This is a genomic window from Sphingobium limneticum (assembly GCF_008710165.1).
GTDB lineage: Bacteria > Pseudomonadota > Alphaproteobacteria > Sphingomonadales > Sphingomonadaceae > Sphingobium > Sphingobium limneticum.
The window spans coordinates 45,440-69,412 of the sequence record NZ_VYQA01000018.1; the positions used below are offsets into that span (position 1 = coordinate 45,440).

Here is a 23,973-nt window from a genome sequence, read left to right on the forward strand (position 1 = left end):
CCTCGAGGGAATGCACCTTGGGCGCGCGTCGCGGCGCACCGACAGCCCCGGCATGATCAGGCGCTTCAGTCGGACCGTCTTTCGATCTTCCGGACCTGGACTTTTCCGGCGCAGCAGGCCCAGGCGCCTGCGCCTTGCGCCGTTCGGCGTCATCGATGCCAACGCTGTTGGCAATCGTCCGCGCCGCGCCCGATTGCTTGCGATCATTCTCTGCCATGGTCATGCCTCTCGGTCACAAATGCTCGAGATTGGGCGCCGGCATCCACCGGCGCGAGAACGGCCCGGGCTGTCATCGCGGTGACAAAGGCGATAGCGGCCTGTTCGTCGCCGGGCGGGGGTAAATCCACCATGTCGCCGAGAACCAACATGTCATCGGTGATTTCGGCAAAGCCCGACAGTTCGTCATCGGTCAACGCGCGCGCGCTGGATTGCGCCTGCTCCGTTGCCGCAGTCTCTGGACCGTCGTTCAACAGAGCAGCCCGCTTCGCGCTAAGGGCCTGCGCTAACGGATCACTGCTGCTCGCCCCGCCCGCCAATTTTGCGGCATACGACACGGCGTTGATCGCGATCGGACGGGGCGCGACCTTGGGCGGGTCACTGATCCGGCTCGTGAATCGCTTCGACCGGAAATACTCGATCTTGCGGCCCCTGACGGGCGGAATGCCGCCGCGCATCAACAGGAGGTCGCCCTTGGGCATCTGCATCAGTTCCTGGGGCATCATCAGCGCGCGCCGCTGGTCCGATTCCGATACGCTGCGGTTGGCGAGCAGGCCATGGATCGTCCGGCTTTTCGATTTGACGTTCATCGTGAAAAAGCCGAGCCGCTCGGAGAGTTCGTTGGCGACCTTCAACTCTTTGGGTGTGAATACGATCTCCAGACCGCAGTTGGCGATGATCTCGTCGGTGACGTCCACGCCATAGATACCGCGGGGCTGGGACCGGCTCTGGATGACTGGCAACAGGCGAAGACCGTAGCCTGCAACATAGGAAAAAGCCGACGCGATGACCGGCGCCTTGCCGAGGCGGGCGAATTCGTCGAGCAAAATAAGCACCGGTACGCGGCCACCATTTTCAGGCAGTTCTCGCGTATTGAGATCGATCAGCTGCTGGAGGAAGAGGTTATAGACGGGCGCTATCCGGTCGATGTTATCGGGCGATACGCCAAGATAGATCGATATCCGCTCGCGGCGGATCTGGCGCAGATCGAAATCGGTCTCCGACGTCGCGGCATCGACATAGGGATTGAGCCAGAGATTGAGTTTCGAGGTGATCGTCTGCTTGATGCCCGAAAATGTGTTGTCGGACGCGGAGGTGAAGTCATAAAGCGCCGACACACACGCCTGGCTCAGCCGCTGGCCACGGCGCTGGGCCTCTTCGACGACCTTCGGCAGTTCGACCTTTGGATCGCCCGTCGTCAGTCGCCGATAGATTTCGCCGATCGTGAAGGGGAGGGCGGGATTGGCCGCGACAAGCGCGCCGACGCCGACAAAGGCGGCGCGCGCCGCTTCCGCCCAGAACGGATCAGCCTTCTCAGGGGCCGGAAAGAGCATGCCGCCGATCTTCTGGAGTTCATTGATCACATCGGTGTCGTCGAGCCGGTCGATGAAGCTCAAGGGATTGTAGCGGGCGCTTCGCCCTTCAGGATCTAGCGGATCGAACAGATAGACGGCTTGGCCATGCCGTGCGCGAAAACCAGCGGTGATGTCCCAGTTCTCGCGCTTCACATCGAGCACCACCACCGAGTCCGCCCAACTCAGAAGATTGGGGATCACGACGCCGACGCCCTTGCCGGCGCGCGTCGGCGCCTCGAGCAAGACATGTTCGGTGCCGCCGAAAACCAGATAGCGCCCGCCTTTCTGCCCGACGATGATCCCACTGTTGCTGCGCAGATGTTCGCGCCGGATTTCGCTTTCACGCGCGAACCGCGCCTCGCCATGGAGCGTGCGCCCCCGCTTCAGGATGATGAGCAGGATGACGAAAGCGATGGCGCCGGCAACCAACGCACCGCGCTCCAGCCACAGATGCAGAAGCGGATCGCCGCGGTAATACCAGAGCCATGCGGGTATCGCCGAGATCTGCATATGCGGGCCGATCTGGTTGAGGCCGACCAGCGCGACCAGCACCGCGCACAAGGCACATGCCAAAAAGGTTGCCGCGAGCATCCCCGCGACGATCGCGACCTTAGTGAGCGGTCGCGCGTCCGACAGGCGGGTCAAAATACACCTCCTCGACTTCGAATTTTCCGGCGCGCTTGCGGGTCTGGACAACGACGTCGACGAGCATGTGCAACAGCCCACGGATATCGTCGCGGGCCAGATCGCGTCCGCCCTCGGACTCCTTCACCAGCAGGGTAAGCTGCTCGAACGCGCCCATGGCCGAGCCGGCGTGGACGGTCGTGATCGAACCAGGGTGGCCCGAGTTCACGTTGCGCAGATAGAAAAAGGCCGTCCCGTCGCGCAGCTCTTGCAGGAGGATGCGATCGGGCCGCATGCGCAGCGCACTTTCGAGCAGCTGCTTGGGGCCGACCTTCGCCAGGCCCTGTCGCTCGCTCGAATAGACCATATGCACGACATTGCGATGCTCGACGACGAGCTCGCGCGTATCCTCGATCGTGAGCAACCGCTCGTCGGGCGGGATCAACTGGATCAGCGCCTTGGCGAAAGTGGTCTTGCCCGAGCCGGTCGCGCCGCTCACCAGGATGTTCTTGCGGGCGGCGACGGCGGTCCTGAAGAAAGCCGGCCAGTCGCCGGCCTCGCGCTGCGCGACCAATTGCGCGTCGACTTCGCCGAGACCGCGGGCGGCCGAGCGTGTGGCGGTGAACAAACCTGTCTGGGCGAGTTGATCGATCGCGAGATTGACGCGCGAGGGCTTGCGCACCGTGAAAGATGGAGCACCAGTCGGCGTCACCGACGGAATGACGATCTGGCAGCGCTCCCCGCCTGGCAAAATGGTCGAGCAGATCGGGGTCTCGGCATTGACGTCCTGCCGCGTAAAACTTGCGGCCGCGACGGCCAGCGTCGCCAGCCAGTCGCTGTCGAGTTCGGCGACGCTATGCCAGTGCCAACCGCGATGATCCTCGATACCGACTTCGCCGGGCTTGTTGATCACCAGTTCGGTGACCTCGACCGGCTCCAGCAGCGGCAGGATCGGCGCGAGATAATGGCGCAGGACGGCGGTATCGCTCATCCTCAGCGCCGAAGCTCGAGATTGTAGACGTCGGCGAAGTTGAAGTCCTTGGCCACGAAGATCCCGACCTCCTCGCCCTGGTTCTTCTTCAGCACCGGTCGGATATTGATGCTGTTCTGGAGCGCGATGCTCGCCCCCTCGCTCGGGGTCCGGGTCGTGTTATTGAAGTTGTTGCTGCCACCCGAAACGGACTGACCGGCGATATAGGCGGCGTCGTCGACCAGCGAGAGCAGCAACGCGCTGCCGAAGCGCGCCCAGAAGAAGGTGTCCACGGACCCGGCGATGCCGGCGCGGCCAAGGGCGTCCGACCCCGGCGAAGCCAGGTCAATGCGCACGCCCTGCGGCGTGACGGCCCGCGTCCACAAGACGAACAGGCGGTTCTGCCCTTGCTGGATGCCGCCATGATATTCGCCGAGGACTTTGGTGCCCTTCTCCATGAGCACGACACGGCCATTCTCCGAATAGACGTCGCGCGGGATCAGGCACGACGTGTAGCCTGGCTGCGCCGAATTCATCGCTGTCTGGAGGATGCAAGGAATCAGCGTACCGGCGGTGACGAGATAATTGCGGTTGGGCAGCATCGAGGCCCGTGCCTCGCCTACCGCCGAACTCTGTCGAAGCGCGTCGAGCGCGTTAGGTGTGCCGCGGGGGGCCGGATCGGCCGAACCGTCGGCACCACCGTCCGGACTGGCTGTAGCACTTCCACCCGGCGACGGCTGTAGCGCATCGCGGCCTCCATAGGCGATCAATGTCGATCGCCGTGCCTGATCGGCCAAGTTTTGGCGCGTATTCTGCGTTGCGCCCGCCGGCGCTGCACCCGGTTGCATGGCAGGAACGATCTGTCCGTCAGGGCCAACCACCTGCGCGTCAGGCGGAGGATTGATGACGGGTGCGTTGGGATCTGCGGCGAGCGCGCCAAGCGGCTTGGGTTTCGCCGCGACCGCATCATACGCGACGGTCTCGCGCGCGGCCAGATCGGGGCGTTTGGCCATCGACTCCGGTTTGCCCATCAGGCTGCCGGCATTGTTGGCGCTTGGCCCCGAGTTGACCCACAAGATGCCGAGAACCATCGCCGTCCCCGCGAAAATCAGCGCGGTATTCCGCTTCGCCGGTGTTATCCCGCCTATCGGATCGATGCCGCGCTCGCGGATGATTTCGTCGCGTTCAGGTGTTGGATCGCCTTGCGGGCGACGAGGGGCCTCGGCCGCAGACTCGTCCATCGCGCTCACTCCTTCGGGTCTTGTATGGTGCGCTCGACATGCGGCGACGCTGTGTTGGTGCCGTGATCGACGCCGTAGGGTGTCGGCGCGAGATTATAGATGCACAGCACCTCCCGGTTCCGGCGTAGGCGCAGTTGAGCCGCCACGGCGTGGACGACGACGAACTCGTCCCGGACATCGAATGGGACCAATGTCTCCGAACCGTCCGGGCGCACGAGATAAATCGCGGGGATTTCATGATTGCCGGGGAAACGCAGGACCGTGAACTGGCCGTTGTCGGAGATCTCCGACGGCTGAAGATCGCTCGCACCCTGGACCTTGTAGTTCAGATTGCGCGGTCCATCGATGACGCCGTGGTCAAGGGCTCCCCGAACGGCGCTCGCCTGCAATGCTGCGACGCGCAGTGCTTCTTGGGTCGCGCGCATGCGAGCGGCACGATCAGCTTCATCGCGCGGGTAGCGAAACCGAACCTGGAAGAATGTATCGCGGCTTCCGCTGCCGATCGGTCCCCGGCGTGCTGTCAGTTCGAAGGCGTAGTTGCGCAGTTCACCCCCGCGGTTGGTCGTGACTATAAGGTTCGTCGGCCCCGCCCGCTCACGGGGTTTCAGGAACAGGATGTGACCGGCAACCGCCACTTCCCAAGAGACGGTGTCGCCGAGCGCGACATGTTCGATCGTCTCGTCGTCGCCCAGCACGACCTGGGTCGCCGTCCGGAATGTGCCAACGATCCGGTAGACCTGTGTCTCCTGATACTCGACGAACTTCACGCGCGAATCCGCCGGCCCACCGCGCGGCGTGTCCTCCGCGAGCGCGGGTGTCGCGATGATGGCGAGCAGGCTCGCTATGGGAAGGAGGCGGTTCATCGAACCACCTCGGGGTCCGCGCGGTAATTCACGACCTGGAACCCCAATGGGTTGCGATAGCGGTCGCCCTCCGCCATCGGCGCATTCGTGTACCGGAAGGTGACCGTCGCGATCCAGTCGCTGCTTTGCGTATCGGTGTCGGTCTGCACTGTCCGCGTGAAGCGGACGTTGGCAACACGATCGTTGATGAAGGCAATATTGCGCACGCGGGCCTGGACGACCGCACCCTTGCCCCACACGACCTGTGGACTCGCGGCGTTGTTCGAGCTGAAAAACCGGCCCCAGCGTTGCTGCTCGCCTGGTTCTGACAGGATAGTGACGGCCCGGAAATTCTCCTCGGCCGCCGCCGGCAACCAGCTCTCCCGGGTCCGAACATATTGCGCGAGGAAGAATTTCGTGACCGCCTCGTCATAGCGCATCGGCTTCTGGGTGACGGTGGTCTGCACGTCGACGGCGCCCGTCGTCTGGTTGACCCGAATGATGTACGGCATGACCGTCTTCAGCGGTGCAAGGCCCGCAAGTGCGAAGCCCTCTGCGGTCGCGGCAAGCAGGCCCAGGCCGGCCACAATCCAGGCGATGCGTTCGGACCGTAAGGATTTGCGCTGACGGTCCTGATCCCAGGATCGAGCGTGGCCGAAATAGAGTTCGGCGTCCTTGGACGGCACGCCTTCGGTCTGATTCCGCATGATCAGCAACTTCCATAGGTGCTGGGAGCCGTTCGCGCCGATGTCTTCTCGGACAGGGGAACTGGCGGGGGCGGTGTGCCGCGATCAGCGGGTTGCTTGATCTGCGGCACGGGTGGTGGGGCAGGGGGCGCCACCACGGCAGGGATTGGCGAGCCCGGCAGAACGCTCCCATAGATGTTCACGTCGCGCAGGTGCTTGCCATTGCAGACGGGCAGCTTCTTCGGCCCGGAGGCCCCTTGGGCGAGCGCCGGGAGAAGGGCGATGACGACGGCCGATCGTCGGAGCGCACGGATTATCGTGGATGGCCTCGTCATTGGGTGTTCCTTCCTCATGCGCGGCTCACCGAACCGCCGCGCTGAGCGGCCCGTTCGAGATTGCGACTGTTGCGAGCGATACGGCGTTGCTGGAACGGTGCCGCTACGGACCCCCACGCAGAGCCGGCGAAGGCGCCGATGCCGGCAGACGCGCCCCCGGCGATGCCGGTTGCGATCGAGGGCGCCTGGAAAAAGAAGATTGTGCCCAGGAAGATGTAGACTGCGAACAAGACGGCGCCGATCGTAACGTCCGGCGTTCCCTGGGCTGCCGTAAGCGCGGTGGCGCCGAGATCGGTGATGAGCGCTGTGATGGCGATGATCACCGCCATCAGGACGATGTAGTTGAAAACCTGTCCGAGCCACCCGTAGAAAAAGCGCCGCGTGCTTTCAAACAGCGACAGTGCGATGAAAATCGGCCCGAGCGCGATCACGACAGCAAGCGCCACTTTCGCAAACACGGTTATCGCAAATCCGATCGCCGCGGAGAGTCCTGCCAATCCGTAAATCGCTACTGCCAGCGTAAGCAGGACGAGCTTCCAAGGGTTGATGTCCAGATAGGTCGCGGCCTCGGTCCTGATGATGAGAACGATGGAATCGACCTGGCCGAAATAATCGTCGAAAACCGCACCGACGCTGGTGATGGTCTTGCCCGCAAGCGCTTGGGAGATGGCATCCGGCATCCCGTGGAAAAGGGGGTCCGTGATCCACTCGGAATAAGCGACCGTGGTAGCCGCAACATAAAGCAGGCACAGCTTCACCATCCGGTAGACGAGCTCGCCCCAGGGCTCGCTGACGATTCCGCGCATCACCATGTAGCCGAACAGGGCAATGTAGATGACTAGGCCAAGCGCCAGCGGTCCCCGCACGACATCAATGACGTTGGTGAGACGCTCGTTCAGGAAAAGATCGAGCTTACCGTCAATGTTGGTGTAGATATCCGCGAAGAGTGTGGACGCCATGGCCAATTCCCCGCTTATTTATGACCCAGCGAACGCTCGAGCTTGTCAGCGTTCTCGACGTCTTTCGCGTTGCTGCACTCCTGAGCATTGGTGTGGGTGCCGTCGGCGCACGCGGCGAGGATTTCAGCGCGCAGCTTGGGATCGGACTTTAGGTCCGCCTTGCCGACTGGCTGCCCGCAACCATTGAGGAGCATGGCTGTCAGAACGGCGATGATCGCTGCGATCCCCTTCACGGCCGACTACTCAGGCTCTGCTGAAGCTTGGCGAGTCCGGTTTCGTCATCTCGCTGCGAACGCAGCCTCGCCTCGGCGGCCTGCCGCATCTGAAGCGCCTGAAGCTGGACAGCGTCGTTCTGGATATGAGCATTTTCCACGCCGACACGGGCTTGGATATCCATCACGTCCTTCGCGTCTGACGCGGTGTCGAGCGACGAGCGCAGTTCCTCCAGGCCCGCCGTCCGCTGGGCGGTGACGCCATACGCTGCCTCGGCAATGGCCGCGTCGCGCGCCGCCATGTCACCATTTCGGGAGATGGAATCGCGGTTCGAGCGCTCGAAAGCCGTCGCATCCGGGCGCAGCTCGGGAAGCTCGACACGGTTGCTTCTACGGATCCGATCTGCGGCGGTCCCAAGGCTACCGAGGCCTGTGGTGTCGGATGACATGAGGCGCTGAATATCCCGTGCTTCGCTCGGCAAGAGGTGGCGAACAGCATCGGTGTTCAGGGACGAGGCAATCTGATTGACGTTCGTCAGCTTGTTGACGCTGTTGTAGAGCTCGGTTGCCTGCGAAATCTGCTGTTTGCCCTGCTCGATCATCGACAGCGTGTTCTTCACCGTCGAGAGCGTCTGCAGGAAGGTACTGGAGTCATAGACCGGAATGCCTTGCGCGAACGCCGGCATGGACATTGCCAGTCCGCCGACAATCGCGAGCGCTCGAATTGCTATCATGACCTTATCCTTTCCTTCTGGTGGTGACCCGACGGCGCTCGTGAAAGACGGGCAGCCAGTCGCTGGGATCGTCGCCATGTTCGCGGCGAACCTGATCGAGGATTCCAACGGTTTCGGTGGTGCCCGAGAGGACGGCCAGTTCGTCGGACAGGCCGCCGAGATCGAGTTCCACGACTATGGAATCGTGCCCCTGCTTGACCAGAAACCGCCGGCTTTCGGGGATCAGATCGTTTCTGATGAGTTTGAACTCGGCGCGGGTGAGGCCAAGCCCATCGATATAGTCGACCTCCCGGCCGTGGGGGTTGGGCAAGAGGATCTTGGTGGCGACCTGCTCCATGATGCTATGCGAGATGTCCGAGCGCAGCGCGTCGGCCGGGCTTTGCGTGCCGAAGACCAGAAAGGCATTTTGCTTCCGGTAGGTCTTGAGGCCATCCTGCGCGAAGGCGCGGAACGCGTCGTCGCCCAGCGCCTTCCAGAACTCGTCGATGTCGATTACGAGGCGACGGCCATCGAGCAGCGCATCGACCCGGTGGAACATGTACATCATCAGCGGGGTGCGGATCTCGGGATTGTCGAGGAAATCCGTCATGTCGAAACCGATGAACCGGGCTTCGAGCGTCAACTCATCGCGGTCATTATCGAACACCCAGCCAAGCGCTCCGCCGCGCGACCATTTCTCAAGCCGCGCGCCGATACCTTCCGGATCGCGCTGCCCGAGCAACTGTCGCAGCGCGAGGATGGACCGCTCCTCCGGGGGAAGGCGTCCGATCGAGAGGATGCCCTCGTCAATCATCCGCTCCTGCGTGACGCCGAGCTGGGTGCCCGAGGGGGTCACCAGATGCCGGATCAGCCTGCCGAGGAAGACGATGTTGCCCGGGTTCTGCTCGAGCGCGCGGAGCGGCGCGAAGCCGGTCGGCACGCCGTTGCGCAGCGCCAGATACGTACCACCGGATGACCGCACATAGATCTCGGCGCCTCGGTCCTTGTCGATGAAGATCTGCTGCGCGCCCGTTTTCTCGAGTTGCGCCATCAGAAAATTCTGGACGACAGTCTTGCCGCCTCCCGACGGACCGATGATCAGCGTGTGGCCAAGATCGTTCACATGAAAATTGAAGTAGAAGGGCGACTGAGCCGCGGTCTTCATCAACGCGATGGCAGCACCCCAATGGTTGCCCTCCGCCTTGCCGGCAGGAAAGGTGTGAAAGGGGGAGAGTGCGGCGAAATTGCGTGACGTGATCGCCGCCGGCCGCGCACGCCACGCAAAGTTGCCCGGCAGCTGCGACCAGAAAGCGGCTTCCAGCGCCGGGCCTTCCCGCGCCGAGACCAGACCGGCATCGGCGAGCGCGGCCCGTGCCGTCGAAAGATTCTCGGCCAGGCGTTTCTGATTTTCACCGAAGACCGCGAGCGAGAAATGATGCTCGCCCAGGACAAAGCGATTGCTCTGCAGATCGTCGGCCGCGTCGGCCAGCTCAAGCGCCTGGCTTGCAGCGGCATCCTCGGTCGATGCCATCTGGTTCTGACGCCGCCGCAAGCGCTCGGAGGCCCGCGCCTTGCCCATGAACGCAAAGGACTGCGTGACGACGAACGCGAAATCCTGGCTGAGGAGCGCGTTCATCTGGCCGGGTCGCGTCATGGCCGGATATTCGCGGATACCGAACAGGCCGACGAAGCGGCTCGTATCATGCGCGCGCACCTCGACCGTCTCGCGGCCGAAGATAACGCGTTCCCCATAGATGGCGGAACCAAGATGGCCGCGGACCAGCGGCACCCTGCCGGCGCGGCCCATCATCACCAACTCGAGAACCTCGAGCGGTTGGGAAAACATCAGGCCATTATGCTCGTAGAGGTGCAGACGTTGGGGTCGGCAGCGTGCGAGGAGCTTCTCGATATCGCGCGCCTTGTCCTCGAAGCGTGCGAGCTCGTCTTCGTCGACTTCGGTCCCTTCCTTGCGCGCCGACGCCAGACGGCGAAGCAGCACGCCGGTGCGGTCGGCCGATCCCACGGACGGGCGCATGATCAGGGTGAGGTACAGTTCGTTGACGAACATCCGTTTGGCAGTGACCCGTGCACGATATTTTGCATCGAGATCGGCCGCAAAGGCCGAGCGGAACTCGCCTTCGGGATAGTCCGTGATCGGCCGGCGAACGATATGGGTCCAGATCGCGAGGCGGTCGTCGGCAATATTGCGCAGCGTACCGTTGAGCTTCTCATGCCAGTCGTTGAGATGGACAGGGTCGGCGGTTTCGAACGCCATTCCTTCGAGCTTGAACATCATCATGAGGTCCCGCCCGTCGAGCGCAATGACGTTCTCGTCGATATGGCGCGCATAGGGCAGGTAACGCGCCGGATCGGCCTCTTGTTTGAGGATCCGCCAGGGCGTGCGGGCTGTCGCTCCGCTCAATGAGCTGGCCCGGCTAGCCACGCGCGAAGCCCGGGCGCTTCGCGCCCTCGATCGGCAGGGGGGAGTAAGAGCTGCCGCCCCACCAGCCGCGGTTGCGGCAGCGCGCCTTGGTCGTGGTCCACAGCCACAACAGGCGAAAGGCGTTGGCGTCGTGCCGGACAATCAGTCGAGCAATGGCCAGAAACGCACCGGCCAATGCGAAAGCGTAGAGCGGGTTGCCGGTGATGATGAGGGTCAGGCACGCTGCCAGCGCGATCGGCAGTGACGCCTCGATCGGAACGCCCAACCACATCGTTGGTCGGGTCACGGCCAGGAAGAGCGTTTCTTCCCTGAGCTTTTCGTCGTCCATCGCGGCGCACTCACGCGCCGCCGGTGATGGTATCGACGACCCACTGCGCGCTGAACACGATGAAGATGCCGACGATGACCGTCACGAGCAGACCGAGGCTTGCACGGCCCGTGAAGAACATGAAGCCGACGATGACGACCGCGATCACCGCGATCGTCTTGGCAAATGTCCCGGTCAGCCAGGTCTTGATATTCTCGGCCATCGACGTGACGCCGTCGGCGGCCTGGGCATGCGCGGGGTCGCTCAGCAGCATCGAAACCAGCATGGCAGCGACGATGAGTGCCAGCGTCTGGACGAAAGCGCGGCGACGTGGCGGCAGCCAGGTGGATAAGGTCGAAGCGGAAATTGTCATTCGGTCGGTCCTTCTCTCGATGGCGGTGTCCCGTCGCCAAACACCATCGTCGAGGCGGTTTGGGCGCGCGCGGTGATGTCCCAGGACCGCGGTGCTCTCGCCGGCCCCTGCGCAATGCGAGGCTCCTGGATTGGCGTCTCGGATGCGGGTCTAGGAGGGGGTGGAGGGACCGAGCCTGCGCCAGTTGGCGCTAATCCCCTGATCGCGGGAATGATGACCGCAGAGCTCGCATAGACTCTCGCCACATAACCGTTGCCAAAGCCACGGGCCTGGCTTCCGGTATTGTACATCGAAAGAGCAACGGCGATCGCGCGATCGGACGAACCCTGGGTGCGCGCCGCGTCAAGAAAATTGCTCGACAGAACCCGCGCTGCGGCGGCGAGATTGCGACAGGGATCGAATGTGTCCTCGACCGAAAGGCCCAGCCATCGAAGATTGGCGCTGTTGATCTGCCCGAGGCCGAGGTCAATATTATATCCCTTTGCGATCAACGATCGGGCGATTCGGGCGGCCGCCGCAGGCGTCGCGGGTATTTCGGGTCGGACGCCGCGGGCGTTTACGCCGATGGCCAATGTGTCGAACTTGCTTTCGGCATGCACGACGGAAAGCAGTGTTTCCGGTGCGACCGAAGGCGCGCACTGCTGCGCGAGGGCGACGACGCTGGCCAGTTGCAGGATCATTGTGAACCCATTCCGGCTGGATCCGGGACCGGCGTCAGGCGCTCGATATTGGCCAGCGAATAGGTTTGTTGCCGACCATCTGCAAACGTCATCACGACACGGCGGCGGGTGGCTGAGTCGCGGTCGTAAACCCTGGTCCTCGCGACACCGCCACCGCTACAGCCGGGAAAAGAGCCGCCGGTCGCCAGCTTTTGCAAAAGCTTGGTCACCGGGGGGATGCACGCGCCATATTGCGTCGCACCGCCCGGATTTGAGATGCAGAGCAGAACCTGGCAACCAAGATCATTGGCTCGCGCCGGAACCGTATGGGCGGACATCACCACGAACGGCACAGCAAGGGCAATGCGCAGGCGCTGCATCTGATTTCTCCGCTTTTCAGCGCCGCTGCATTAAAAATGCGCCGACCACTCTCCGTTGAAAATCACCTCTCTTTTGAACCCGCCCCGGCATTTTCGAGCAATCCCCCCGCAAGGGGGGAGCGCGCCGAGATCAGCTTTCGCTCGATGCGGCGCCCAACCGGCGCTGACCTTCTAGGAATTCCTCAAGCGCTGCCGCTTGATCTGGACGGAGGGCATCAATCGCGCCGAGATGGTCGAGGCGCTGGTCCCCGAGCAGAATAGAGGGGCATCGCCCTTCGTAGTTCCCCAGATTGGGTCTGTGCTGCTGATAGCCGACCAGTGCGGCTAGGTTGGGTGCGAACGTACGCGCGACTTCAGGCGGATAGACGAGCCATTGATTTTCGTACGGCTTCAGCCACCCCAGGCAGTAGCTTACGATCATGCCGCGACGCACATCGCATGACCGGTTGCCGCCAGCGCCGTGAAGCGTCGAACCGAGAAAGACAATCGCAGATCCCGGGCTGCATTCCACGGCAACCGGCTTCTCGGGAGGCTCCGGATTCAGCGCATTTACGGCGTGACTGTTCGGCCAGATCAGGGTCGTCCCATTGTCAGCCCGATAGTCGGTGAACGGCCACATCACGTTGATCAGATATTCGATTTCTCCGGTCTGGCCGCCCCACATATCCTGATCCCGGTGTGGAAATTGCGGCAGGGCACCCGGGTGCAGTTCAAGTGCCTGGGCGAGATTGAGCTGGATCGTGTCACACCACGTGCCGAGCACGGCCTGTGCCATCTCAATGATCTGCGGGTGCTGGATGAATGCCGGCGCATGTCGGGATCGTTTGAGCAGACTCCCGAACCGCTTGGTGCGGGCACCATAAAATCCGCCTTCACAGAACGGCGTTGCATCAAAGTGAGGCGCAAGATCTGCCGCCAGCAGGGCGACGTCGCTCACTGGCATCAGGTTCGGCACGACGCAAAAACCCTCCGCCAACAATGTCTCGCAGAGCGAACGATGCGGCTCAGACCCGAGCGTCGCGGATGCTATTTTCGTTGCCATATCATGATCTCCCAATTCTCAGGCGGCAGCGCGGTCGAGATCCATCAGCTGGATCGGCGTGAAGATGCCGGATTGGCGCAGCAGGCCCGGTGTCGCCGGCGAAATCTCTATCTGCATCGCAGACAGGCCGCGGGCGGCGCTGCTCGGCATCCCGAGCGGAAGGCATTGCCAACCAAATGCGAGGATCTGCTGAAACCATGCCCACTCAGCAACGCCGGTATATGTCGTGATGCCGTTGCAAAGGGCATGTTCGACCAGAGCGGACACGAGACGATTGCGGGTCGCAAGTCGCTCGCGAGCCTTGAGCCTTCGCGCCAAACAAAAGCGCGTAATCTCGCGGACCCTCGGTCCTGCTGGCGGAATATCGTCGCACAGGTAGGGGAAAATTGTGTCGAGGATGTGCGGTCGGTCCGTCCGAAGCAGGCGGGCAGATCCACAATGCTCGCCTGTCTCGTCGGTCACGACAATATAGGTCGCTTCATCGTCATCGAACTGGTCAATCTCATATCGACCGGCGAGAACCGGAATGTCCCAGCCAAGCAGATCAACAAAGACCCGCTTGCGTTCCTCAAACATCGAGCGAAACACGCGGTCGCTCAATGCCTGCTCAATGCCACTACGAATAACAACCATAACGCACCTCCTCGTGAGAGGCCGTCAATCGAGCAGTTTGTAATGAGCGGCGTTATCCCCAGAACTGGGGAGATCAGCGCCGGAGAATGTCGGTGAAACTGATGGCTCCGTCGAACAGCGCCCGAATGGCGAGCATCGTTCGCTTTGTCACCCCGTAACGGTCGCGGGCGTCTTTCAAATGTTGGGTTACCGTTTCAACCCCGACACCAAGGATCCTAGCGATCTCCCAATCGGTCTTTCCCCGCGCGACAAGCGCCACGCATTCTGTCTGCCGATCGGTGAGTTGCGGGGCAGGCGGGATGGGCGCGATGCCCGATCGGGCTATCTTGCGGGCGGCCTCGAATGCAAAACTGCCCACGAGCTGGACCAGCGGCAATTGCGCATCCTCCAGTTCCTCCCCGTCGCGCATGGCAAAAGAGCAGGATCCGTTCGCCTCGCCGGGGATATGGGCGGGGATTGTAAATCCGTCGCCTAGGCCGGCGGTGCGAGCGGCAGCGAGTACGGCGTGATCGCGCGGGTTCAAGGTGATCAGCGTTGCCACCTTCGACCAGGCGAAGCCAACGGTCGTGGTGTGGCTGGCGCGATGTATCGGGTCGGCAGCATACAGCCGACCCTCTTCGAACGCGTCGACCCAATCTCGAGGATAGCTGACGAGGCGAACGATTGTGCTGCCAGGGGTCAGTAAATCGACGTGATGCACCAGCGCAAAATATCGAAAGCCCATCACTGCCGTGATTTCTTCAACAGCCTGCATGAGTGCATGAGGGGTGGTAGCGGCACGGGCCACGGTGCAGAATGCCTGCACTTCGGCAAGGGTGATCATGAACCGCCGATCTGCTTGTGCTACACGAGAGCCTCAATATTGAGATGGCCATCGCGAACAGCGCGAAGCACGAGCTGCGTTCGACGGCGGACGCCATAACGTCGGCGCGCGCCTTCGACATATTCGTGGACCGTGTCGCGGCTCAGCCCCAGAATCTGGCCAATTTCCCAGTCGCTTTTCCCTTGTGCCACGAGATCGAGGCAGTCGATCTGGCGAGGGCTGAGCGCTATCGGTACGTTGGCCAGCTCGTCGGGACCCAGGAGGGTACGAGCCCGGTCGAAGGCAACCGTGCCAACCAAACGCGCCGAAAGTAGATCAGGGCTCGAAATCATCTCGTCGCCTTGACGCGCCACCGTGAATATCGCGTCGGGCTCGTCGCGCATCCTGATCGGCATAGTGAACCCAGCTGCCAGTCCGTGCGCGCGACCCCGCTGCAGAATTGATAGCTGGCGCGCATTGGGCGCGATGTAGTCCCCGATCTGATCCCAGGTGAGCCCGGAGACGGTCTTGGCACAGGCGGCGTGAACCGGATCCTCCATATAGAGGCGCGCATCCATCACCTCCTCAATCCAGCGCACCGGATAGGTGGTTATGAGGAGAGCTTTGCGGGTGGTCCGTTTCAGATCGACATTATGCACCAATGCGAACCAGCGGAACCCGAACTGACGCACGATCGCATCGAGCATGGATTTTAGTTGATCGAGGGTCGTCGCCTGCCAGCATTCTGCTTCGAACGCAGTGATGTCACCCAAGCGACCGGCATCTTTCAAACTTCCCATAATGCGAACGGTTCGCATCTCGATTGCGGCTTCGTCCAGCCACCATTCGGCGAAGCCAATGAAAAACAAGGCCGGCTGCCTCTAACGTCCGACTCCCCGTAAGAAATGCACAGGTCGTCTTTAGTGGGCGTTGCCTGGCATGATGGTGGAAGGGCGCGCGTGACACTTTACCCTCCGGCAAAGTGTCACAGCCGACAAAATGATGAAATCTGCGGCAAAGGGGGATTCACTTCACCCCCTATATGTGCTTGATTCAATCCTGTTATGTTGCACGCTCCGATCATTGGCGACGGCCGCCCGCAACTGGATATGCCCTGCTTGCTAGAGATGCTTGCGCGGTCCTCGTCTCGACCGCGCTACGCTTTCATGGTGCTCAACCTGATTGCACAGGTTTCCCGATCCGACGGCAGCGCGGGGCCGTTGGTGGCCAAGGGCGGCGGCCTCATTCCCTTGCGTGATTGGCTTTGTGATGCGCTTACCCCGATGGGGCAGCGTGACCCCAGGCGCGTTGCCCTGGAAGAGCGGATACGCAGCGATCTGGCAATGTCAGGCGCATTGCCCGCCAACGTCGATCAGGCCACGGCAATCATCGACGACGCTATCCGTGAGCAAGTACGGGCGTCGGGAAAAACGAATGTAAGCCGGGCGGTATCCGAACTTGTGCGAGCTGGCTTGCTCAAGCGGCACTATCAGGGCTATTGCGTCGATCATCATAATCGCGGAGCGCAGCGCCAAGCCGTCTATATTCTATCAGGGTGCGCGCGCGGTCTGATCGGCGGTCGCCAGGAGCAGCCGAGAGCGGTTCCGAGGCAGGCAGAACTGGCGTTCTAATCGCCCCGGGATTGGCCAAATTTAACATAACCAATATTATCGGTCTAAATGTTTGTAAGCGCCAAGTACAAATGACACCAGCCCGCTAGATAGAAATGGCACTCTTTGTACCATCGACGGGCTGTCGGTGTCATAGCCGTTCTCGGCAACGAGGACGCGCATTGTATGACGGTGCTGGCGATGAGTGCTGCTGAGATTACCCGGTTCGACACGCTGATGCGGCTCGACCGCGGCGAGATCCGGGTTACGGACGCGATGGAGCTGCTCGGCCTTGCCAGGCGGCAGGTTTACCGGCTGCTGAGCCGCCTGCGAGAGGACGGCGCGAGCGGCCTGGTGTCGCGCAAGCGAGGACGCCCGAGCAACCGACGCTACAGCGACGCCTTCCGCGCCGAGGTGGCCACTCTGGTGCGCGAGCACTACGCCGACTTCGGACCGACGCTGGCGCGCGAGTACCTCGCCGAGCGCCATGGCATCGGCCTGTCGCGCGAGACCCTGCGGCGCATCATGCTGGAGGCCGGGCTGTGGCAGGACCGTGCGGCCAAGCGCCCTCGCCCGTACCAGCCCCGCTACCGGCGCGACTGCCGCGGCGAGCTCATCCAGGTCGACGGCTCCAAGCACTGGTGGTTCGAGGGCCGCGGTCCGCAATGCACGCTCCTGGTCTTCATCGACGATGCCACCAGCGAGCTTATGCACCTTGAGATGGTCGGCAGCGAGAGCACCTTCTCGTACATGCGCGCGACAAGGACCTATCTCGAGCGGCACGGCAAGCCGGTCGCCTTCTACACGGACAAGCACAGCGCCTTCCGCAACAACACGGCCTCGGCAAAGGGCGACGGCATGACCCACCTCGGCCGTGCGCTGTACCGGCTCAACATCGAGCTGATCTGCGCGAACTCGCCGCAGGCGAAGGGACGCGTCGAGCGAGTCAATGCGACGCTGCAGGATCGCCTGGTCAAGGCCATGCGGCTCCACCGCATCTCCACCATCGACCAAGCCAACGCCTTCCTCCCCTCCTACATGGCGCAGCACAATCGTCGGTTCGCCAAGGCGCCGTTCGACCCGCGCGACCTTCACCGGCCGCTGGCCATCCACGATGACCTTGAGGCGGAGCTGGTCTGGCGCGAGCAGCGCACCGTCACCGGCGCCCTCACCTTGCACTACAACAAGGTCATGTTCATCCTTGAGCCCTCGCCTGCGACGAAGGCGCTCGCGCGGAAGAAAGTGGACGTGTGCGAGTACCCGGACGGTCGGCTTGAGATCCAGCACGAGGGCACGGCCCTGCCCTATCGCATGTTCGATAAGATGCGCCGGGTGAACCAGGCTGCTGTGGTCGACAACAAGCACCTCGACGCGGCGCTGGCGCTCGCCCGCGTGATACAGCAGGCTCAGCCACACCACGCCAAGCGCAACAACAACGAGCCGGCGCGCACCGCGCAGCCCGCCGGCCTGTTCAAGGCCCCCTCCCCGGCTCCATCCAGTCAGAAGCTGGACCGTCGCACGCTCGGCAACAGCAGGCTCAAGCGTGGTCCACGTCTCTCCAACGAGGAGTTGGTTGCGCGTGGCCTTGGTGAGTACGCCCGCTAGCGTTCGAAAGCGGCCACAAGGCGCCGCTCATGATGCTCCGATCCGTTCTCAATTGCGGACGTCGGGAAAGGCGGGTGGTCGCAACTGGGCGGCGTTATCCCCTATATCGGCTCGATGAGTATTACCTTTGATGCGCGGCTCGCAGGTCTGCCGGTCCGGACCGCGCCGGGAGGCGGGATGGAAGGATCGCGACGCAGGCGGTCGATTTCGGCGCGTGCCGCAGCGAGGTCGCTTTGGAATACCGGCGAGCTTTGGACAGCAGCCAGGGTCGCGGAAGCGGTCATGAGGCCGGCATCCACCGCGCTGCGGTTATGCACGCCGCAGATGATCCGGCTTTCTCCATAGGCCCGCCCACGCGCCGCAATGGCCGTCGAACGGTCCCCCGATCGGGATCGGAATGCTGACCGCGGGCATCATCCTCGGGATCATGACGATCCCCTTCATCTCCTCGGTCATGCGGGACGTGTTCCAGGCCGTGCCGCCCGCCCTTCGGGAATCGGCATTCGCGCTCGGCGCGACGCCTTGGGAGGTCGTCCGCAAGGTGACGATCCCGCATACCCGCTCGGCGGTCATCGGCGCGATCTTCCTCGGATTCGGGCGCGCGCTCGGCGAGACGATGGCGGTGACCTTCGTGCTGGGGAATGCGCACGATTTCTCCGTCTCGCTCCTGATGCCGGGCAACTCCATCGCAGCGGCCATCGCCAACGAGTTCACCGAGGCGGATTCGGCGATCTACCTGTCCGCGCTGATCGCGCTCGGCTTCCTCCTCTTTGTCGTCACGTTCATCGTGCTCGCCATCGCCAAGCTCATGCTGGTGCGGGTCGAGCGGAAGGCCCGTTGATGCGCTCGATCGTCCGACGCCGGAAAGCGGTGAATGCCGTAGTGCTGATCGCAGCGACCCTGTTCGCGCTGTTCTGGTTGGTGTGGATTCTCTGGACCACCGTCAGCCAGGGTTTCGCAGCGCTCAGTCCTAGGCTCCTGACCGAGATGACGCCGCCTCCCGGTGCCGATGGCGGCCTCCTGAACGCCTTTTTCGGCAGCGCGGTGATGATCGGCCTCGCGGTCGTGATCGGCACGCCGATCGGCATTCTGGCGGGCACCTGGCTCGCCGAATATGGCCGGCGCTCGAAGCTAGCCGAGACGATCCGCTTCGTGAACGATATCCTGCTCAGCGCGCCGTCGATCGTGATCGGCCTCTTCGTCTACGAGCTGGTCGTGCGTCCCGCCGGGCATTTCTCGGGCTATGCGGGTGGTCTCGCGCTCGCGATCATCCTGGTGCCGGTCGTGGTCCGCACCAGCGACGAATCCCTGCGCCTCGTCCCCAACCAGTTGCGCGAGGCGGCGCTGTCGCTGGGTTTGCCGCAGTGGAAGGTCGTAACCCACATCGTCTACCGATCGGCCGCGACCGGCGTCGCGACGGGCGCGCTGCTCGGCATCGCCCGGATCAGCGGCGAAACCGCGCCGCTGCTCTTCACCGCGCTCAACAACCAATATTGGACCGCCGATCTTGCCTCGCCGATGGCGAACGTGCCGGTGGTCATCTTCCAGTATGCGATGAGCCCCTACGAAAGCTGGCACGCGCTGGCCTGGGCGGGCGCGCTCGTCGTCACCGCCTTCGTGCTCGCGCTCAGCATCCTGGTCCGCGTGCTGCTCCGACCGAGGACATATAAATGAGCGTCCGGCTCGATCCCGCACTCAAGGCGATGGCGATTCCGGCCGATCGCCCGGTCAAGCTCGCGATCCGCGATCTCGAGTTCTTCTACGGCAAGCACCGGGCGCTGAACGGCATCAGCTTCGACATTCCCGAAAACGGCATCACGGCGATCATCGGCCCGTCCGGTTGCGGCAAATCGACGCTGCTGCGGACGATGAACCGCATCTACGAGCTGTATCCCGACCAGTCGGCACGCGGCGAAATCCTGCTCGACGGCGATAATCTGCTGCGGGCCGGCGTCGATCCGGAGGGGCTGCGCGCGCGGATCGGCATGGTGTTCCAGAAGCCGACGCCCTTCAACCTGTCGGTCTACGACAACGTCGCCTTCGCGCTGAAGCATTACGAGCGCCTGTCGAAAACCGAAACGCAGGAACGGGTCGAACGCTCGTTGCGCCAGGCCGCGCTCTGGGATGAGGTAAAGGACAAGCTCAATCGTTCGGCGCTGGCGCTGTCCGGCGGCCAGCAGCAGCGGCTGTGCATCGCGCGCACGCTGGCGGTACGGCCCGAGGTGATCCTGCTCGACGAGCCGACATCGGCGCTCGATCCGGTCTCGACGGCGAGGATCGAGGAGCTGATCGCCGAGCAGGCCCGCGAGTTCACCTTCGTGATCGTCACGCACAATCTGCAACAGGCCGCCCGCATCGCCGGTTGCACCGCCTTCATGCTCGACGGCGACCTGATCGAGGTCGGCGACCATGATCGCATCTTCCTCAATCCCCAGGATGACCGCACCCGTGATTACGTCACCGGGCGGTTCGGCTGATCGGAAACGTGCATATGACCGAGCAGGCAGGTCCACGCCACACGCTTCACTCCTATGACGAGGAGCTGGACCATATCCGCCGACTGATCCGCGACAGCGGACAACTGGCCGGCCGACAGCTTCTCGGCGCCGTCGATGCGATGGTGCGCCGGGATTTCGTCGGCGCGGCTGCGATCGTGGCGGCGGACGAGGAAATCGACCAGTTGCAGGCGGCGACCGAACAGCAGGCGATCAGAACGATCGGGCGGCGCGCGCCGATGGCGGACGACCTTCGCGAGATCATCTCCGCGATCAAGATCGCCGGCGAACTGGAGCGGGTCGGCGACTATGCCAAGAACATCGCCAAGCGCGTCCCCGTCATCGGCGAGACGGCGCCGGTCGCTCCGGCGGTCATCGTTCCCGAGATGGCGAAACTCGTCGTGAGGATGATCGACGATGCCATCGCCGCCTATATCGGACGCGACGTGGCGCTGGCGAAGCAGGTGATTGAGGCGGACACCGCGGCGGACGAATTCTATAACAGCCTGTTCCGCTCGCTTCTCGTCCATATGATCGAAAACCCGCGGCAGACGACCCAATCCGCGCATCTGTTGTTCGTCGCCAAGAACCTCGAACGGGTCGGCGACCATGCGACCAACATCGCCGAAATGGTCTGCTACACGGCGACCGGCGAACCGGGCGCATCGCGCGCATCGACGGCCGGCGCGGCCTATGCGCCACTGCCTGCGCCCGCCGATCGCTGAAGCCAGGACCATGCTGTCGAGCGTCCTGTCTGCGATCGCCTTCATTCTTGCAATCGTTGCGATCCTGTATCGGTTCTACGGACCAAGGCACGCACCTCGGCGCCGTTACACCGCGCTCGATGTCATGTGGCCCGGATCACGGCGCTCCCGGCGCAGATCGCGACGGCGCTGATTTTTAGTTCAGCGTCAGCCTGACCGGGCTGCGGCGTGGGACCAGTCCTGCGCCGCGCGCTGGATCGGGTCCCAGGGACTGCTAAGTGGCGGGGTATAGGACAGGTCCAGATCGTTGAGGGCGTCCACGCCGATGCCGTGGAACAGACCGGCCGCGACGATATCGAGTCGCTTCGATACTTCCGCGCCGGCACGCCCCACCATCTGCACGCCCAGCAGCCGTCCGGTCTTCACATCGCCGGTGATCCAGACGCCGATCTGGGTCGCACCGGGATAATAGCTCTTGTGATCCCACGCCCCGATTTCGACCGTCAACGGTTCATAGCCTTCTTCCCGCGCTTCGGTATCAGACAGGCCGGTGCGGGCGATGACCAGATCGTAGAGTTTCAGACTCTGTGTCCCGACGATACCGTGGAACGTGCGCGAACCGCCGATCGCGTTCTCGCCGGCGACCCGGCCCTGCTTGTGCGCGATCGTGCCGAGCGAGATCCACGTCGGCTTGCCATGCAGGCGATGACGGGTGACGGCGCAATCGCCGGCCGCGAAGATATCGGGATGCGATGTAGCCATCGTGTCGGAAACGGCGATGGCGCCGCCTTCCCCGAGCGCTATACCGGCGTCGCGCGCAAGATCGGTCGCCGGCCGTACCCCGGTCGCCAATATGACGAGGTCCGCCGGGCGGCGTCGTCCGTCCGTCGTGAAGACGACCAGCCTCTGCTCGACGACCATGCCCTGCTCGATCCGCTCGACACCGGCCTGCGTCACGACCTCGACGCCTTCCGTGGTCAGGCGTTCGCGGATCATGGCGCCGATCTCGGAAAACACGCCGGGCATCACCTCGTCGGATCGGCTGAGGAGCGTGACGTGCATTCCCCGCTGTTGCAGCGCCTCCGCCATTTCGATGCCGATATAGCCCGCGCCGACGATCACGGCCTTGCCCGCGCGATGCCGTCGCACGGCATCGAGGACGGCGAGGCCGTCATCGATGGTATGGAGAACGAAGGCGCCGGGCAGATCGGCGCCGGGGATATCGGGACGAACGGGGTGCGCGCCGGTCGCGACGATCAGTCGGTCGTATTGCAGCTCGGTCGTTCCGCCCGGCCGCTCGATCGATACGCTTTTGCCGGCGGGGTCGATCGCGGTGACGCGGTGCCGCAGGCGCATATCGACGGCGGGGAAGGTCGTGCGGTGCGCGAGCTTCGATGCATCCGGCGTCTGACCGCCGATCAGGTACGGCAGTCCGCAGATGCTGTAGTTGGGATAGTCGTCGGCGAGGAGGACGGTTATCCGCACGTCCTTGCTCAATTCGCGCGCGCGCAGCGCCGCGGCGATCCCGGCATCGCTGCCGCCGATGATGACCAGATGCATCGCCGTCACCTTACCGCCTGCCGCCCGCGCCGATCGCGATGGCGGACAGGTCGGTGTCCGGATCGATCGGGACACCGGCTTCCTTGCGCTCGGAATAGCGGTTCACCAGCGCATCGGCATGGGGGCGTAGCAGGACCGTGAAGCGGACCAGCTCCTCCATGACATCGACGATCCGATCATAGTAGCTCGACGGGTTCATCCGCCCGGCCTCGTCGAACTCGTTGAACGCCTTGGCGACCGACGACTGGTTGGGGATCGTGACCATCCGCATCCAGCGCCCCAGCACGCGCAGCGTGTTGACGCTGTTGAAGGACTGCGACCCCGCCGACACCTGCATCACCGCCAGGGTGCGTCCTTGCGTCGGGCGCATCCCTCCCATCGACAGGGGCAGATGATCGATCTGGGTCTTCATGACGCCAGTGATCTGACCGTGCCGCTCCGGGCTGCACCAGACCTGTCCCTCGGACCAAAACGACAGTTCGCGCAGCTCGTGGACGGCCGGGTGATCGTCACCTGCCACCTGATCGGGCAGCGGCAGCGTCGAGGGATCGAAGATGCGGGTTTCGCAGCCGAAGAATTGCAGCAGCCGCGCCGCTTCCTCGACGCAGAGCCGCGAATAGGAGCGTTCGCGCAAGCTGCCGTAGAGCAGCAGAATGCGGGGCGGCGGATCGTCGGTGCCGATGCCCGATGCCGGCCGGTCGAAGGCGAAGCGCCGATCGAGCGCGGGTAGCGTGTCGGGGTCTGGAAGAGTGCGTAGCGGCATCACAGAACCTTTACGAAATAGGTCGCCGAGGCCGGGCAGAGCGCGGTGAACTCGCGCGACGCGGCGATCGACGAAGGTGCCGACACGCGATCGGCATCGAGATAGCCGATCGCGCGAAAGAAGCCCGAGGCCGTCGTAGTAAGAAGATGGAGGCGTCGCACACCGATTTCGCGCGCCTCCTTCTCGATCGCGGCGACCAGCGGGCAGCCCAGGCCGGCGCGCCGGCGATCGTGAAGGACGACGACCGAACGGAGCAACCGGTCGTCGCCTTCGCCCTCCAACCCCGCGTAGCCGATCAAGCTTTCGGCATCGATGCGGTAGAAGGTACGCCCCGGGTCGCCCAGGTCGGAACTCGGCAGCCCAGCGGCATTCAGGAACCACGCCAGACCATCGAACTGTTCCGGTTCGAGCGGTGCGACAGTCAGTTCCGTCATGGTCGCGTCC

The 23,973-nt window shown here is 63.4% G+C and carries 26 protein-coding genes; 6 read left to right on the forward strand and 20 right to left on the reverse strand.

What is annotated here, in order from left to right:
• Positions 1-203 precede the first annotated feature (203 nt).
• From F4U95_RS19550 to F4U95_RS19635, 17 genes are all read right to left on the reverse strand, one after another.
• The gene (locus F4U95_RS19550; protein ID WP_150426788.1) at positions 204-2,162 is read right to left on the reverse strand and encodes a type IV secretory system conjugative DNA transfer family protein; all 1,959 of its coding nucleotides are present in this window, start codon (positions 2,160-2,162) and stop codon (positions 204-206) included.
• A 19-nt stretch (positions 2,163-2,181) separates the two neighbouring features.
• Complete coding sequence (gene virB11 / locus F4U95_RS19555) at positions 2,182-3,186, reverse strand: P-type DNA transfer ATPase VirB11 (RefSeq protein WP_150426748.1); 1,005 nt, start codon at positions 3,184-3,186, stop codon at positions 2,182-2,184.
• A 2-nt stretch (positions 3,187-3,188) separates the two neighbouring features.
• Entirely contained in the window at positions 3,189-4,406 is a 1,218-nt protein-coding gene (gene virB10, locus F4U95_RS19560; protein WP_150426749.1) for a type IV secretion system protein VirB10, read from the reverse strand.
• 5 nt (positions 4,407-4,411) lie between these two features.
• Positions 4,412-5,269 carry a P-type conjugative transfer protein VirB9 gene (gene virB9 / locus F4U95_RS19565; protein WP_150426750.1) on the reverse strand — a complete coding sequence of 286 codons (858 nt, stop codon included), beginning with the start codon at positions 5,267-5,269 and terminating at the stop codon, positions 4,412-4,414.
• Positions 5,266-5,955, reverse strand: coding sequence for a VirB8 family type IV secretion system protein (locus F4U95_RS19570; protein ID WP_150426789.1), 690 nt, complete (start codon positions 5,953-5,955; stop codon positions 5,266-5,268). Before F4U95_RS19570 ends, virB9 begins: the two co-directional genes overlap by 4 nt.
• A 328-nt stretch (positions 5,956-6,283) precedes the next feature.
• Entirely contained in the window at positions 6,284-7,228 is a 945-nt protein-coding gene (locus tag F4U95_RS19580) for a TrbL/VirB6 family protein (protein WP_150426752.1), read from the reverse strand.
• Between the two features lie 14 nt (positions 7,229-7,242).
• Positions 7,243-7,461 carry an EexN family lipoprotein gene (locus tag F4U95_RS19585; RefSeq protein WP_150426753.1) on the reverse strand — a complete coding sequence of 73 codons (219 nt, stop codon included), beginning with the start codon at positions 7,459-7,461 and terminating at the stop codon, positions 7,243-7,245.
• Complete coding sequence (locus F4U95_RS19590) at positions 7,458-8,174, reverse strand: TrbJ/VirB5 family protein (RefSeq protein WP_150426754.1); 717 nt, start codon at positions 8,172-8,174, stop codon at positions 7,458-7,460. Before F4U95_RS19590 ends, F4U95_RS19585 begins: the two co-directional genes overlap by 4 nt.
• Before the next feature lie 4 nt (positions 8,175-8,178).
• Complete coding sequence (locus F4U95_RS19595) at positions 8,179-10,596, reverse strand: VirB4 family type IV secretion/conjugal transfer ATPase (protein ID WP_150426755.1); 2,418 nt, start codon at positions 10,594-10,596, stop codon at positions 8,179-8,181.
• On the reverse strand, positions 10,589-10,924 hold the full coding sequence (locus F4U95_RS19600) for a VirB3 family type IV secretion system protein (RefSeq protein WP_021243532.1): 336 nt from the start codon (positions 10,922-10,924) through the stop codon (positions 10,589-10,591). Before F4U95_RS19600 ends, F4U95_RS19595 begins: the two co-directional genes overlap by 8 nt.
• Positions 10,925-10,934: 10 nt before the next feature.
• Positions 10,935-11,276, reverse strand: coding sequence for a TrbC/VirB2 family protein (locus F4U95_RS19605; protein WP_150426756.1), 342 nt, complete (start codon positions 11,274-11,276; stop codon positions 10,935-10,937).
• On the reverse strand, positions 11,273-11,956 hold the full coding sequence (locus tag F4U95_RS19610; RefSeq protein WP_021243530.1) for a lytic transglycosylase domain-containing protein: 684 nt from the start codon (positions 11,954-11,956) through the stop codon (positions 11,273-11,275). The genes F4U95_RS19605 and F4U95_RS19610 overlap by 4 nt, the downstream gene beginning before the upstream one ends.
• On the reverse strand, positions 11,953-12,315 hold the full coding sequence (locus F4U95_RS19615; RefSeq protein ID WP_021243529.1) for a hypothetical protein: 363 nt from the start codon (positions 12,313-12,315) through the stop codon (positions 11,953-11,955). The genes F4U95_RS19610 and F4U95_RS19615 overlap by 4 nt, the downstream gene beginning before the upstream one ends.
• Before the next feature lie 130 nt (positions 12,316-12,445).
• A complete protein-coding gene (locus tag F4U95_RS19620) occupies positions 12,446-13,357 on the reverse strand; it encodes a phytanoyl-CoA dioxygenase family protein (protein ID WP_170267507.1) in 912 nt (303 codons plus the stop codon).
• Positions 13,358-13,375: 18 nt separating this feature from the next.
• Positions 13,376-13,990, reverse strand: coding sequence for an acyl-homoserine-lactone synthase (locus F4U95_RS19625; RefSeq protein WP_150426757.1), 615 nt, complete (start codon positions 13,988-13,990; stop codon positions 13,376-13,378).
• A gap of 73 nt (positions 13,991-14,063) precedes the next feature.
• Entirely contained in the window at positions 14,064-14,813 is a 750-nt protein-coding gene (locus tag F4U95_RS19630) for a LuxR family transcriptional regulator (protein WP_150426758.1), read from the reverse strand.
• A gap of 20 nt (positions 14,814-14,833) precedes the next feature.
• Positions 14,834-15,592, reverse strand: a complete 759-nt coding sequence (locus F4U95_RS19635; protein ID WP_211364022.1) for a LuxR family transcriptional regulator — start codon at positions 15,590-15,592, stop codon at positions 14,834-14,836.
• Between the two features lie 264 nt (positions 15,593-15,856).
• Here F4U95_RS19635 and F4U95_RS19640 point away from each other — a divergent pair, with 264 nt between their 5' ends.
• The 6 genes from F4U95_RS19640 to phoU all read left to right on the forward strand — a co-directional run bounded on the left by F4U95_RS19640 (position 15,857) and on the right by phoU (position 21,227).
• A complete protein-coding gene (locus F4U95_RS19640) occupies positions 15,857-16,423 on the forward strand; it encodes a hypothetical protein (RefSeq protein ID WP_150426759.1) in 567 nt (188 codons plus the stop codon).
• Positions 16,424-16,588: 165 nt separating this feature from the next.
• Positions 16,589-18,007 carry an ISNCY family transposase gene (locus F4U95_RS19645; RefSeq protein ID WP_150426760.1) on the forward strand — a complete coding sequence of 473 codons (1,419 nt, stop codon included), beginning with the start codon at positions 16,589-16,591 and terminating at the stop codon, positions 18,005-18,007.
• A gap of 397 nt (positions 18,008-18,404) precedes the next feature.
• On the forward strand, positions 18,405-18,848 hold the full coding sequence (locus F4U95_RS19650; RefSeq protein ID WP_150426761.1) for a PstC family ABC transporter permease: 444 nt from the start codon (positions 18,405-18,407) through the stop codon (positions 18,846-18,848).
• Positions 18,848-19,681: a phosphate ABC transporter permease PstA gene (gene pstA / locus F4U95_RS19655; protein WP_150426762.1), complete on the forward strand. Its 834-nt coding sequence runs from the start codon at positions 18,848-18,850 to the stop codon at positions 19,679-19,681. The genes F4U95_RS19650 and pstA overlap by 1 nt, the downstream gene beginning before the upstream one ends.
• Positions 19,678-20,484, forward strand: coding sequence for a phosphate ABC transporter ATP-binding protein PstB (pstB, locus tag F4U95_RS19660; RefSeq protein ID WP_150426763.1), 807 nt, complete (start codon positions 19,678-19,680; stop codon positions 20,482-20,484). The genes pstA and pstB overlap by 4 nt, the downstream gene beginning before the upstream one ends.
• Before the next feature lie 14 nt (positions 20,485-20,498).
• Entirely contained in the window at positions 20,499-21,227 is a 729-nt protein-coding gene (phoU, locus tag F4U95_RS19665) for a phosphate signaling complex protein PhoU (RefSeq protein WP_150426764.1), read from the forward strand.
• 186 nt (positions 21,228-21,413) lie between these two features.
• On the opposite strand, the gene F4U95_RS19670 is transcribed toward phoU, so the two are convergent.
• From F4U95_RS19670 to arsN2, 3 genes are read right to left on the reverse strand one after another with little or no spacing between them, the layout of a single operon-like run.
• Positions 21,414-22,841: an FAD-dependent oxidoreductase gene (locus tag F4U95_RS19670; RefSeq protein ID WP_211364020.1), complete on the reverse strand. Its 1,428-nt coding sequence runs from the start codon at positions 22,839-22,841 to the stop codon at positions 21,414-21,416.
• A complete protein-coding gene (arsH, locus tag F4U95_RS19675) occupies positions 22,777-23,529 on the reverse strand; it encodes an arsenical resistance protein ArsH (RefSeq protein ID WP_150426765.1) in 753 nt (250 codons plus the stop codon). Before arsH ends, F4U95_RS19670 begins: the two co-directional genes overlap by 65 nt.
• On the reverse strand, positions 23,529-23,963 hold the full coding sequence (gene arsN2, locus F4U95_RS19680) for an arsenic resistance N-acetyltransferase ArsN2 (protein ID WP_150426766.1): 435 nt from the start codon (positions 23,961-23,963) through the stop codon (positions 23,529-23,531). The genes arsH and arsN2 overlap by 1 nt, the downstream gene beginning before the upstream one ends.
• Positions 23,964-23,973 lie beyond the last annotated feature (10 nt).